The organism is Arenibacter troitsensis (assembly GCF_900177645.1).
In the GTDB taxonomy this organism is placed as follows: domain Bacteria; phylum Bacteroidota; class Bacteroidia; order Flavobacteriales; family Flavobacteriaceae; genus Arenibacter; species Arenibacter troitsensis.
The window spans coordinates 135,199-149,055 of the sequence record NZ_FXAO01000002.1; the positions used below are offsets into that span (position 1 = coordinate 135,199).

At 40.9% G+C, this 13,857-nt stretch carries 11 protein-coding genes; 7 read left to right on the top strand and 4 right to left on the bottom strand.

Annotated elements, in window-relative coordinates:
- Positions 1–2 precede the first annotated feature (2 nt).
- The gene (locus tag B9Y87_RS05215) at positions 3–1,979 is read left to right on the top strand and encodes an amylo-alpha-1,6-glucosidase (protein WP_085496889.1); all 1,977 of its coding nucleotides are present in this window, start codon (positions 3–5) and stop codon (positions 1,977–1,979) included.
- Between the two features lie 83 nt (positions 1,980–2,062).
- Positions 2,063–3,466, top strand: a complete 1,404-nt coding sequence (locus B9Y87_RS05220) for a Gfo/Idh/MocA family oxidoreductase (protein ID WP_245808654.1) — start codon at positions 2,063–2,065, stop codon at positions 3,464–3,466.
- A 39-nt stretch (positions 3,467–3,505) separates the two neighbouring features.
- Here B9Y87_RS05220 and B9Y87_RS05225 read toward each other — a convergent pair whose 3' ends face one another.
- The 4 genes from B9Y87_RS05225 to B9Y87_RS05240 all read right to left on the bottom strand — a co-directional run bounded on the left by B9Y87_RS05225 (position 3,506) and on the right by B9Y87_RS05240 (position 7,419).
- Positions 3,506–4,180 carry an ABC transporter ATP-binding protein gene (locus B9Y87_RS05225; RefSeq protein WP_085496891.1) on the bottom strand — a complete coding sequence of 225 codons (675 nt, stop codon included), beginning with the start codon at positions 4,178–4,180 and terminating at the stop codon, positions 3,506–3,508.
- A gap of 9 nt (positions 4,181–4,189) precedes the next feature.
- Positions 4,190–5,452, bottom strand: a complete 1,263-nt coding sequence (locus tag B9Y87_RS05230; RefSeq protein WP_085496894.1) for an ABC transporter permease — start codon at positions 5,450–5,452, stop codon at positions 4,190–4,192.
- Positions 5,449–6,531, bottom strand: coding sequence for an efflux RND transporter periplasmic adaptor subunit (locus B9Y87_RS05235; protein WP_085496896.1), 1,083 nt, complete (start codon positions 6,529–6,531; stop codon positions 5,449–5,451). Before B9Y87_RS05235 ends, B9Y87_RS05230 begins: the two co-directional genes overlap by 4 nt.
- Positions 6,532–6,909: 378 nt before the next feature.
- Complete coding sequence (locus tag B9Y87_RS05240; protein ID WP_085496898.1) at positions 6,910–7,419, bottom strand: nicotinate-nucleotide adenylyltransferase; 510 nt, start codon at positions 7,417–7,419, stop codon at positions 6,910–6,912.
- A 276-nt stretch (positions 7,420–7,695) separates the two neighbouring features.
- Between B9Y87_RS05240 and B9Y87_RS05245 the strand changes: the two genes are divergently transcribed.
- The 5 genes from B9Y87_RS05245 (at position 7,696) to glk (ending at position 13,781) form a co-directional block, all read left to right on the top strand.
- A complete protein-coding gene (locus tag B9Y87_RS05245; RefSeq protein ID WP_085497536.1) occupies positions 7,696–8,148 on the top strand; it encodes a pyridoxamine 5'-phosphate oxidase family protein in 453 nt (150 codons plus the stop codon).
- A gap of 100 nt (positions 8,149–8,248) precedes the next feature.
- On the top strand, positions 8,249–10,657 hold the full coding sequence (ppsA, locus tag B9Y87_RS05250; RefSeq protein ID WP_085496900.1) for a phosphoenolpyruvate synthase: 2,409 nt from the start codon (positions 8,249–8,251) through the stop codon (positions 10,655–10,657).
- A 214-nt stretch (positions 10,658–10,871) separates the two neighbouring features.
- Positions 10,872–11,438 carry a cupin domain-containing protein gene (locus tag B9Y87_RS05255; RefSeq protein ID WP_085496902.1) on the top strand — a complete coding sequence of 189 codons (567 nt, stop codon included), beginning with the start codon at positions 10,872–10,874 and terminating at the stop codon, positions 11,436–11,438.
- A gap of 241 nt (positions 11,439–11,679) precedes the next feature.
- The gene (locus B9Y87_RS05260) at positions 11,680–12,624 is read left to right on the top strand and encodes a 1-phosphofructokinase family hexose kinase (protein ID WP_085496904.1); all 945 of its coding nucleotides are present in this window, start codon (positions 11,680–11,682) and stop codon (positions 12,622–12,624) included.
- Positions 12,625–12,704: 80 nt separating this feature from the next.
- Positions 12,705–13,781, top strand: a complete 1,077-nt coding sequence (glk, locus tag B9Y87_RS05265) for a glucokinase (protein WP_085496905.1) — start codon at positions 12,705–12,707, stop codon at positions 13,779–13,781.
- The last annotated feature ends 76 nt before the right edge of the window (positions 13,782–13,857 follow it).

Consider the following 13,857-nt stretch of genomic DNA (forward strand, 5'->3'; position numbering starts at 1 on the left):
ATTTGAAAAATTTATTTAAAAAAGAATGGTTGGCTACTAACGGATTGGGAGGTTATGCCTCAGGTGCTGTCAACGGTTGCAATACAAGACAGTACCACGGTCTATTAGTCGCTGCCCTTGAGCCACCTACAGATCGTACCGTGGTCGTGGCAAAGATTGAAGAACGCGTTCTAATAGATGGCCATTATCATAATCTTTCCACTAATCAATATCCCAAAGTGATATTTCCGGAAGGAGGAAAATATATAAAGAATTTTGATGTTGACCCCTCTCCTACTTGGAGATTTGCCGATAGTGATTGGGAATTGCGCAAAAACGTACAAATGATAACCGGATCCAACACCTCTGTACTAACCTATACCAACACTGGAAAAAAACCACTGGTCCTAGAATTGCATCCTCTGTATGCCTACAACGATTTTCATACCACTTTTCACGAGGCTGCATGCTATGATTTTTTTACCGAGTTCAATAATGACCACTTAAGAACCTACCCGAAATATGGGAGTAATCCAGTTTTTACCGGGTGGACAGCCGGACATTATTTTGAGGCACGATGCTGGTTCAAGAATATCATCCTTGCCAAGGGTAAAGCCCGCGGCCTAGGTTCGGTCTGCGATTATTACAGAATAGGATATCTAGTACATGAACTGCCGCCAGGGGAAGATATTATGCTATATTTTACCATAGAGGAGGAAATGGTAGGGAAAGGAATTAAAGAAATCCTATCCTTAGAAGGTAAAAAAAATGACTTTGACAAAGAAAAACTCCCATCTGGATTCTTTAAGGATCTTATGATATCTGGTGATCAATTTATGGTCCAAAGAAATTCTACCAATAGCTTGTCCATCATTGCCGGCTATCATTGGTTTACGGATTGGGGAAGGGATACGATGATCGCAATGCGCGGACTAACCATAGCCACAGGCAAAAAAGAGCTATCCAAATCCATTTTGAATACTTTTTTTAAAAGTGTGGATCAGGGGATGATCCCGGACCGATTTCCGGATAACGCCAAAGACCCTGTTCATTACAATACTATGGACGCCACGCTCTGGCTTTTTGTGGCCAGCTATGACTACCAAAAAAAGTTCAAGGATATTGCATTCCTAAAAGATCATATTGAAATATTAAAGAATATATTGGACCAGCATATTACGGGCGCCCGCTACAATATTCACATTACGCAAGAAGGATTTATCTACGGTGGGGAATGCAAGGTACAGCTTACTTGGATGGACGCCATTGTAGGTGGTAAAGTTATTACCCCAAGAATAGGCTGCCCTGTGGAGGTCAATGCGCTTTGGTATAATGCTCTAAAGATTTACGAAAATTTCTGTGAAATTCTTGATATTGAAATAGAATCCCGTTACCTCGAATTAATTGCCAAATTTGAATCCAATTTCACCAAGTTTTTCACCAATCCACAAGGAACCTTATTCGATGTGATCATCCCCGGGGTATCACAGGACAATGCCCTGCGACCCAATCAAATATACTGTCTTAGTCTGCCTTTTGGGGTTTTGGACAACGACCAGCAGAAGACCATTTTTGAGGCCGTGGAGAATAAACTTTATACCCCCTTTGGACTGCGTACTTTGGATCCGGATAGTCCTGACTATAAACCGAACTATGAAGGTAATCAATGGTCACGGGACCATGCCTACCATCAAGGAACGGTATGGCCTTTTCTTCTTTATGAATATTATCAGGCCTATTTCAAAATCTATGGTCCTTCCCCAGAAAATAAGAAAAAAGTAATGCTGGAATTGGAGCCTTTACGCGAACATTTTTATCAAGATAATGGCATTCATTGCATTTCCGAGATTTTTAACGGCAGTGATCCCCAGGAGGGAAAAGGTTGTATTCATCAAGCCTGGTCGGTAGCGGCAATTATAAAATTATATATAGATTTTGGGCTGGACAAAATTGAACAGCTAACAGTGCCCATCAAGAAACATACCCATATAAAACTATAACTGGAATTACGGACATCACAATAGATCACAATTCAAAATTTTATACAGAATTATCGTTTAGAATTGGAGTTATTTCGTATTTTTTGAAAACCAAAAAACCAAAATCGACCATGGATACCAAGATTTTCAACATCAACAGAAGACATTTTTTAAAAGGAGCTGCGGCATCTCTGGCACTCTCCTCTTTTGGATCCTATGGTATGGAACTTATTTATAGGGATAAACCGCTTCGTGTTGGACTAATTGGTACGGGTTGGTATGGAAAAAGCGATCTTTTTCGGCTTATGCAGGTCACCAAAGTGGATGTGGTATCGATCTGTGACGTGGACGACAATTTACTAAAAGAAGCAGCGAACCTCATCAGTCTTAGGCAGCCGTCAGGAAAAACCCCTAGAACTTATAGAGACTACAGAAAAATGCTTGCAGAAAAGGATTTGGATATTGTGCTTATTGGTACCCCAGATCATTGGCATGCCCTACAGGCCATAGAAGCCTTAAAATCCGGTGCCCATGTTTATGTACAGAAGCCAATCAGTGTTGATGTCATTGAAGGCGAGGCCATGGTAGCTGCCGCCAGAAAATATAACAGGGTAGTTCAGGTTGGAACCCAGCGTAAGAGTACTCCGCATCTAATAGATGCAAAAAAAAATATTGTTGACGCCGGCTTATTGGGAAAAATTTCCCATGTGGAAATGTGTTGCTATTACCATATGAGGGCCAATGGCAATCCTCCCATAGAAAAGGTTCCCGATTTTTTGGATTATGAAATGTGGACCGGACCCGCTCCCCTGCGTCCTTATGATGGAATCCCTCACAGACGATGGTGGCGAACCTTTATGGAATACGGCAATGGCATTATGGGCGATATGTGTGTGCACATGTTGGATACCGTAAGGTGGATGCTAGAGTTGGATTGGCCAAAAAGAATAAGTTCTACTGGGGGAATCTATGTACAAAAAGACGGGAAATCCAACATAGCGGATACCCAAACAGCTATCTTTGAATATGAGGAACTCAACTGCGTATGGCAGCATAGAAGTTGGGGAACCCCTGCAGACCCTGATTACCCATGGTCGTTTAAACTTTATGGGGAAAAAGGAACATTGTCTGGTAGCACTATGAGATACGACTTTGTGCCCCATGGAAATGGGGAAAACATCCATATGGACGTAATTTATGAAAAGGAGAAATATCCAGAGGACCTTACCGAAAAGGATATAGAACTAAATGCTGCCCCTGCGACCAGATTGCATATGTTGGACTTCCTCGCCGCCATTGATAATAACACATTGCCTATTGCCGATATCCGTGAAGGACATGTATCTACAGCCAGCTGCATTTTGGCCAATATGGCCATGGCTACTGGAAGACCGTTGATCTATGATCCCAAAAATATTGTAGTGGTAAATGATGCGGAGGCAACGGCGCTTTTGAAAAGGGATTATCGTGCCCCTTGGAAACATCCACATCCCAAGGATTTTGAATAGAGCTGTACTGGTGCAATACAAGCGTTAACGAGAAACAATTTAATCCAAAATACGTCCATCCTCCATCTGGATGATGCGATCGGTACGTTTGGCAAAGTCTTCGTCATGTGTCACTACCAAAAGGGAAAGACCTTCCTCCTCTTTAAGACGTTTAAAAATACTGAAGACATTTTCGGAATTGTGACTGTCCAAATTCCCTGTAGGTTCGTCCCCCATTAGAATCGAAGGATTATTTATCAAAGCCCTGGCGATGGCAACCCGTTGTTTTTCTCCACCGGATATCCGCGAGGCACGTTGGTGGGCCAACTTTTCTATGTCCAACATTCTTAATTTTTCCATGGCGTCGTGCTCTATTTCCGCAAGGGACTTCTCTGCCAATTTTTTGGCCGGGAGCATCACATTTTCCAGTACACTAAACTCTGACAGCAAATAATGAAACTGGAAAACGAATCCTATATTTTTATTTCGGATCCGGGACAGTTTATGATGATTTTGCCCTGTAATCAATTTGTTGTTCAAATATAGTTCACCGGTATAATCCGTATCCATGGTAGACAGAATATAAAGCAGCGTAGACTTCCCTGATCCCGATTTACCCATGATGGAGGCAAATTCGCCCTTTTTTATGCCGAAAGAAATATCCTTGAGCACATGAAATTCCACGGGCTTTTCAAAGTATTTATTGATGTTTTTAGTTTCTAAAACGAAGTCCATTTTTCCAGGTTAAGTTCCCCTAATAATCCGCACAGGGTCTATGCGCTTTGCCTTATTGGAAGGCAACCAACCGGCAACGAAGGTCGAAATAAGGGCAAAGGAAATGCCGATAATATAATACCAAATATTATAGTTTATGGGATAAGTGGTAATGGTTGGCAGCGCCTCGGTTTCAAAAGCCACATTATCTATTAGTTTGGAAAGAACAAACCCAACCAATAACCCAAGAATACCTCCTACTGCCCCAATGATCATGGCCTGACTCATAAAAATAAGTTGTACATCGGTACCCGAAAACCCTGTAGCCTTTAATATGGCAATATCCTTCATTTTTTCATAAATAAGCATGTTAAGGATATTGTAGATTCCAAAACCGGCAACGATCAATAAGGTAATGGACACGGCATAGGTAATCAGGTTACGGATATTGGATCCGGTCTCAAATTGGGCATTGGCCTCATTGATACTGGTTGCCTTTACTTGAAACTTTTTACCCAAACTACTTGCCATGGCCGTGGCTTTTTCAATATCGTACAATTTTACATTGATATCGGTGACGTAGTTCTGGGCCTCCCCCAAAATACGTTGTACCGTCTTTAGATTGGCATAACTTTGAATATTATCTATATCGGCAATACCACTTTGGTATATGCCCACAATTTTTAGTGGAAAAACATCTCCCTTTATGGTGCTGACCTGGACACGATCCCCTCTTCTTAGCGACATTTTTTTGGCAAGACCAGCTCCTAAAAGTATGCCATTTTCACTATTTTTTAATTCTTGGGCCGTTCCCTCTATTATATAATCACCAATATTGGAGAGTCTTGCCTCTTCCATAATATCCACTCCTACCAGGTTACCCCCTAATTCTATAGATCCCGAAAGGTAAAAGATCTGTGCCCTTAATTGGGGGGTGGCACCAAAAACCTTTTTGTCCATCTTTAGATAATTCAGGATAGGCAGACCATTATGAATTTTCTTCTGACTTTGTTTTGGCTTAACGGAATTCACCACATTAAAGGCATCTTCAAATTCCTGGTAAAGGGCAACAGGCTGTTTATCCGAGGGCTCTATCTCATTATAGATATGGATATGGGGCGTTTGGTTCAAAATAAGGCTATCCAGCATTTCATTGAGCCCAGTCATAAAACTTACCAAAGTAATATAAGCCCCGATACCAAAGGTAACCCCTAGGGAGGCGGTGACCGTAGATTTCATCTTGGTGAGCAGATGGGTTTTGGCGATGTTCAATATGACCTTCCAGTTGATCATTCTTCCGGTTTTAAAATTTCCGTGGTCTCATTGATGCCATTTATAATTTCTACGCGGTCCAAATTCTGCAGTCCGGGAATAACATCAACAAGTCCGTCCGGGGTCTTTACCTTGTTCCCCTCCAACAAATATTCCTTGGGAATGGTCAGGACACCTTCCTTTTCAGAAATAATTATATTTCCCTCCCCTGCCAAACCAGGGTAAAGGGCTTTGGGTAGATTGATAAAAATGGCCTCTGCCTTAAACGTCTGTGAGCGTTCATCCTTTTTGGGATATATTTTGCTCACTTTGGCATCAAAGACCTTATCCCCATAAGCATCCAAAGTAACAAGGGCCTTTTGGCCCACCTGAAGTTTTACGATATCCACTTCGTCTATCAACAATTCAATTATAAAATCCGTAGCACTGCCCACTGATGCCAATGGCTCCATTGTATTTACTATTTCCCCAGGATTTTTGTACAAGGCATATACCTTCCCGTTGATCTTACTACTAACGGTAAAATCTTTGGTGGAAATCTGTGAAGTATTATAATTGTTACGCGCTTGCTGCACTTGGGTAGAAAGTTCGTTCTTAGTCTGGACATACTTATTTTTAAGTTGCTTTAAATTATTTCCTGAAATTTCATAAGCCAACTTACGGTTCTCGAACTCCACTTTTGAACCAATATTTTGATCCCAGAGCCTCTTTTGCCTTAAATAATTCATGGAATCGTTTTTAAAGGACAAGGTTGCTGATTGGATCTCATCTTTCAACGAACCTAAAACCGCCGAACTTCCGTTGTAATTTTCCTGTGCCAATTGAAGGGCCAATCGGGCATTTTCCGCGTTGAGTTTTGGGGTACTGTTCACAATTTGCATAATTGGCGTTCCCCGACTCACCAAATCCCCCTCCTCCAACAAATTACGGTCCAAAATACCCGCTACAGGGGCATACGCCTGATACAGACTGTCTGGCTGCACGGTTACGGAAGCATATACAGATTCCGTTAAATGGATTTTAGTGGGAAAAATCTTTTCTTGTTTGTTTCCGCAGGATAACAACAGAAAAAGACAATAGATCAATAATAAATTCCTCATGGATTATATAAAATATGATAACTCAAAATAAAAGGAAATATACGTTATAGAATATGAGAAAAATCATATCTGTTTTTAGGCTTAGGGTATTCCTTATTAATCAAACCAGCTTGGAACAAGAGTTTCATATTTGTACGAAGGCGAATATTGGAGCAACAATCTATCGTTCTGGATCCCATTTCTCCGAAAAACTCCAAATTACCAATAATCCCATACCAATATACCCAATTTCTTCCGCTCTAGGAATTCTATAAATCTATAATGAAAGGACATCACATAGGCGTCCCAATATTTCCTACGCCATAGAAATGTCCTTGAACCAAATTTAGGATTAGATACTGTGAATTGATATGCAAAAGCTAACACCCCAAAAAATTCTTAAAGAAATTTTCCTGTTTCATCCAATTTTACCCTCAACATTTTATCCCTGTTCTCCAATTTAACCTTATAAGTTTTCTTAGCTCCTGTGGCATCGGTAAAGGAGACCAAATAAATATCTTTTGTAATAACCCATTCAGGAAAACGATCTGCAATAGCCTTCCTTACCGCTGTTGGCAGATTAATATCTTTAAACTTTTCAGCAGTACGCAATAACTTTCCATCGGCATCATACGCGGCTAGAATTTTACCTTCGGGAATAAAAAAGATAATATTATAAAGATCATAATCGTCTTGGTAATATTCGGAACTTTTAATATCATAGGTCGCGACCTTTTGCTGCAATAGCTTCACTGGTATGGAGGCCAACTCCCCAGTGTCCATATCGTTAAGATACTTGTAATTGGTAGCATAGACCGAAACCTCCGATAGCTCCACTGTAGGAATAATTTGAGCATAGGATTGGATGAAAAATCCAAAAACTAATAAACCAAATAGAATATTTTTCATGAACATTTAAGTTTAAAATAATTAATTAGAGTAAACATGGGTTGCGTTACCTATTGGCAGCAAATTATTCCATCCTTAAGACCTCTACAATGACCCAAGTCATTCCACTACCTCTAATTACTAAACCCTCCGCACCCAGACGTTGAAACTGACCAATATCATATTTTACCAAGATATTAGGAACTAGATTTGATCCTATCACGCATTTATATGAAATGCCTTTTAAGGGATTCCATAATAGTACCACAGAATAGTTTAAAGATTATAAAGCGGAATATGACAAATTTGACCACTAGCGAAAGTATTCGTTTACTAAAAGGCAACTACACCGGACACTTGGGATATATATTTCAGGATAAGCCTTATGTCCTCCCAATTACCTATTATTATGACAAGGATGATCATTCCCTAATAAGTTATTCAGCAGACGGACATAAGATAGATGCCATGCGCGAGAATACTGCGGTAACATTACTAGTAGAGGAAGTAAGGTCATCCAATAATTGGCAATCGGTTATGGCCCATGGTACCTATGAAGAACTTCAAGGAACCGATGCCAAATTTAAGTTGCATCAATTTACAGAAGGGGTAAAAGGTCTTATTCTAGAGAAAGAGCAACGGGAAACCGAATTTATAAGTGAATTTTCAAGCAAATTGTACTCTCGTGGAACTCCAACGGTCTATCGCATCAAAATAGTAGAGATTACTGGAAAAAGAAAAGAGACCTAGAAAAGTAATCGTCAAGGTTAGTTCCCCCAATTTTCCAGGTAGTAGAAATAAAACCAACATCTCTATAAATAATGTCAACAACCCATATCATATATTGGAGATGAAAAACTACATAAAGCACTTTAACGAAATAGATATAAACGATGTACCCGAAGTAGGAGGCAAAAATGCTTCATTAGGTGAAATGTACCAGAAACTAACCTTAAAGGGAATACAGGTACCTGACGGATTTGCCACCACCTCGGACGCCTACTGGCTCTTCCTAAAAGAAGCGGAATTAAAGGATTCCATATTCGCCGAGATTGAAAAATTGGATAAGAAAGAATTTTCCAATTTACGTGAAGTAGGGAGTGCTATAAGAGCAAGTATTGCCAATGCGGATTTTCCACAAGCCATTAAATCTTCCCTTGAAAAAGGATATTATGCACTGGTCAAGAAATACGGTCCGCAAATTTCCTTGGCGGTCCGCAGTAGTGCTACGGCAGAGGACCTTCCCAATGCCAGTTTCGCTGGGCAACAGGAAACCTATCTTAATGTAAAGGGCTTTGATGAATTGATAGCTGCCTGTCATAAATGTTATGCCTCCCTGTTTACCGATAGGGCCATAAAATACCGCGAAGACAATCATTTCGATCAGACCAAGGTAGCGCTATCCATAGGCGTTCAGTTAATGGTGCGCTCGGATTTGGCCAGTTCCGGAGTAAATTTCACCTTAGATCCGGACACTGGTTTTGATAAGGTAGTTCTAGTTTCCAGTATTTGGGGCCTAGGCGAAAATATAGTTCAGGGTAGTGTAAATCCGGACGAATACTTCGTTTATAAAACTAGTCTAAAAAACAGTATTCGCCAACCCATAATTTCAAGAAAGTTGGGCAGCAAGGAAAAAACCATGATTTATGATAGCTCAGGCAGTGGTACCCTTAACCTAGACACCAAAATAGAAAAACAGAAAAAATTTGTACTTACCGATGCAGAGGTAATAAAACTTGCCAAATGGTCTATAATCATTGAAGAACATTACGGACGTCCAATGGATATAGAATGGGCTAAGGACGGACTGACCGATGAATTGTTCATAGTGCAGGCTAGACCGGAAACAGTGCAAAGTACAAAAAAAGATAAACTTAGAATATCTACGTATACCTTACTGGAAAAAGGTAAGGAAATTACGAGGGGAATGGGCCTGGGTAACAAAATATCGGCTGGGAAAGCACGGATTATCCATAGCCCACTAGAATCCGACAAACTACAACCAGGGGAAATTCTTATCACGGAAAAGACCGATCCCGATTGGGATCCCATCCTTAAAAAAGCTGCCGGTATTATTACGGACCAAGGGGGACGCACAAGTCATGCGGCCATTGTTGCCCGTGAGGTAGGTGCAGCAGCCATTGTTGGCACCCTTAATGCCACAAAAACAATCAAGGACGGCCAGGACATTACCATTTCCTGTGCAGATGGGGACACTGGGGTGGTCTATGAGGGAATACTCAAATGGGATGAAAAGGTGGTGGATACCAAATCACTTAAGAAACCCACAACCCAGCCCATGCTTATTTTAGCAGATCCTGAACAGGCCTTCAAACTATCATTTTACCCCACCGCCGGCGTTGGACTCATGCGATTGGAATTTGTCATCAATAATTCTATACAAATCCATCCAATGGCCTTAAAACATTTTGACCATCTAAAAGATGCTTCGGCCAAAACGCTTATTGAAAAACTCACCCACCACTACCCTGACAAGGCTGATTATTTTGTGCATAAACTGGCAGAGGGCATTGCTACCATAGCAGCCGCTTTTTATCCCAAAGATGTTATAGTGCGCACCAGTGATTTTAAATCCAATGAATATGCCAATTTAATAGGCGGCAAGGAATTTGAACCGTTGGAGTCCAACCCCATGATCGGTTTTAGGGGAGCATCACGCTATTATCATCCCAAATATAAGGAAGCCTTTGAATTGGAGTGCAAGGCCATGAAAATGGTCAGGGAGGATATGGGTTTTAATAATATTAAGATTATGATTCCCTTCTGCCGCACCCTTAAGGAAGCAGAAAGAGTAGTTGACCTAATGGCTGATTATGGATTGAAAAGGGCTGAAAACGGCCTACAGCTCTACATGATGACCGAAATTCCCAACAACGTAATTCTGGCCGAAGAATTCGCACATTTTTTTGATGGCTTCTCCATCGGTTCCAACGACCTTACCCAATTGACCTTGGGTGTGGATCGCGATTCAGAACTCTTAAGTGATATTTTTGATGCCACTGATCCTGGAGTGAAAAAAATGATCGCTATGGTGATTGCTTCCGCCCATAAAACCAATACAAAAATTGGACTCTGCGGACAGGCACCAAGTGATTATCCGGAGTTTGCCCAATTTCTTGTGGAACAAGGTATCAACTCCATATCTTTTAACCCCGATGCACTGATTGACGGAATTAAAAACATTAATTTGGCAGAAGAAAGTGAAGTCAGTTTCGGAATGGCGGAAAGCAGTAATTAATGTACTGAAACGCTTTAAGACCTAGATCACCAATATAGGTTCTAAACCAGTTTTTTTTGAAATAAATCACAATATAAGGACTTATCGCGCTAAGCAGAAATTTATTTTTATGATTGCATAATTTACTCATGTTCAATCTACATTTTCCGTAACTTAGGTATAGGAACAACAGAGTATGTTCTTACTTCCCCTTTTAACCTTAATTCTTTAGAAAATGCAAAGAAACAGCTTTATTGCAGCACTAACCGCGCTGACTACAGTGCCTTTAATCTCATTTTCATCCCTAGAAAATAATACTAGAAGAAAGGTTAAAGGCTTTAAGGTTGAGGCCGGGGAAGGCAGAATACATGGGCACATAACCCTAAAAGGAGTGAACTCCAATATTTTGGATGTCAAAGTATCCGGTAGTGATACCCATAGGAATCTGGCCATATTTGAGCAAACATCACTTACACCGGGCAAAGGGACACCTTTGCATGTACACTACTTTCAAGATGAAATATTTTATGTATCCGAGGGGACTTACTTTTTTAAAGTTGGCGAAGAAACTTATGACCTAACTGTAGGTGATAGTATTTTTTTGCCCAGGAAAGTGCCTCATGCTTGGACCCAAATCTCGGAAAGAGGTAAAATGCTAGTCATTTTTCAACCCGCCGGTAAAATGGAAAAATTTTTTATAGCCGTGTCCCAATTAGACCACGAACCCAGTTCCAAAGAAATAGCAATGCTGTTTGAGGCCAATGAAATGAAAATAGTTGGACCTCCCCTTAAAATCCAATAACCAATTTGCCAACCAGCATCTATACATATGAGCGCAACTATAGTGAATGATGACCAATATCATTTTTCTTCATCATAGTAAATACTTCCTTTGTGGTAAAAATTAGGCTACCCTAATCTGCCGATAAACCAATCCGTTAAGTTAGGCATCTATCTATCTAATGTAAACCTATGATCACAACGATTGATTGTGCCCAGATCTGGTATCGTTGGACTGTGAACTATCATAAATCATAACCAAGATGCACAAAAAAATAGTAACACTTACCTTAAATCCTGTAATAGATAAGAGCGTCTCCGTAGCAGGCATCAGCCCCAATACCAAACTACGCTGTACCTCACCCACTTACGATGCCGGAGGTGGCGGTATCAATGTATCACGCGCCCTTAAAAAATTGGGAGAAGAATCACTCTGTATGTATCTCGCAGGAGGGCCCACAGGGGAACATTTACATCAAATATTGGACAAGGCAGGTATTGATCAAATAACAGTGCCCATTAAGGGATGGACAAGGGATAATCTTGCGGTTACCGATACTACCACCAACCTACAATACCGCTTTGGAGTACCTGGGCCAGTGGTTGAAAAAGAAGAATGGGAAACCCTACTGAAAGTACTGGAAGAGAATTTGGAAGAAGGAGATTACTTGGTGGCCAGTGGTAAATTACCTCCAGGCATACCTGATGATTTCTATGTTTTGGTGGCCGAAATAGCCAAAAGTAAAAAGGTGCGCTTTATTTTGGACACTTCCGGGGAGGCTCTGATCAAAGCTACCAAATCCAAAGTATTTATGCTTAAGCCCAACCTAGGGGAATTGAGTACTCTATGTGGCGTTACGTCAATTTCAGCAATGCAATTGGAACCCCTTGCCAAAAAGTTCTTGAAAGAACATGATTGTGAGGTACTAGTTGTATCCTTGGGTCCGAAAGGAGCCCTATTGGCGACCAAGAATCTCATAGAACATATACCGGCACCTACCGTGCTCCAAAAAAGCACCATTGGGGCGGGTGATAGCATGGTGGCTGGTATGGTCGTTAGTTTGCTTAAAGGCAAAACCTATAGCGAAATGGTCCAATACGGTGTAGCCTGCGGTACTGCGGCCACCATGCATGAGGGCACCCAATTGTGCAACAAGGATGACGCGGATAAGTTGTACCAATGGATACTAGGACAAAAAAACGCTTAATATAAAATCTGTGTTTAATCAATTTGATTCAGATTAATCTACTGGAATAGAACCTAACCATGTTATAAAAGATAGATTTTATGGACAACATTCAAAAATTCTCCTTACCCGCCATCCATGAAGGAGAGATTCCCTTAGCTTTCATGAATTCCAGCATACCCCGGAATAAAGGGGTAATTCTAGCCGGCGATGTTGGAGGCACCAAAACAAATTTGGCCCTTTTTCAAATCCGGGATGGGGATCTGGTTCCTTTGAAGGATAAATCATATCCCACTAAAAAATATAAATCCTTTTTGGAGATGGTATCCATATTTCATACAGCGGACATGCCCAAAATAGATGGAACATGTGTGGGTGTAGCCGGACCTGTTACCCAAGGCAAGGTATTAGGCACTAATTTTCCTTGGGCAATTGACAGTGAAGAAATTGGCAGGAAACTTCATATTCGTTCCGTTTCATTGATCAACGATATGGAAGCCAATGCCTACGGTCTGGCCGCGTTACAAGAAAAAGACTTCGAAACGCTTAAACATGGATCAAAAATACCGGGCAACGCCGCACTTATATCCCCGGGAACGGGACTTGGGGAAGCAGGAATGTTCTGGGACGGATCACATTACCACCCTTTCGCCTGTGAAGGCGGCCATTGCGATTTTAGTCCGCGCAGTGAATTGGACATAAGAATTCTACAACACTTCCAAAAAAAATATGGCCATGTCAGCTGGGAAAGGTTGTTATCAGGTCCCGGAATCTTGGATCTATATGTATTCTTGAGGCAAATAAGTGGCATAAAGGAACCTCAATGGCTAGGCGATCAAATGTCCAAAGGCAATCCTTCTGCGATAATTACAGGGACAGCAATGGAAGGAAAAGATTCGGTTTGTGTTGAAACCTTGGATATGTTTATTCGGTTCTTGGCTATAGAAGCGGCTCAGCTTGCCCTAAAATTCAAGGCTACTGGGGGTATTTTTATAGGCGGGGGTATCTTGCCAAAAATCATTACAGGTATTAAAAGCGACGTTTTTTACAACAATTTTGTGCAATCAGGGCGTCTTAACGCTCTTTTGGAAATGGTCCCGGTAAAGGTAATCCTTAACGAAAAAACAGCACTCCTTGGGGCTGCTTATTATGGTGCTATGTCATTGCAATGGAACTAAGATCTTATGCTTTTTGGGCATTGATATAATATTAACGGATAAGTGTAAGGCATCAAAAAAAATTGTTTGCCAAATC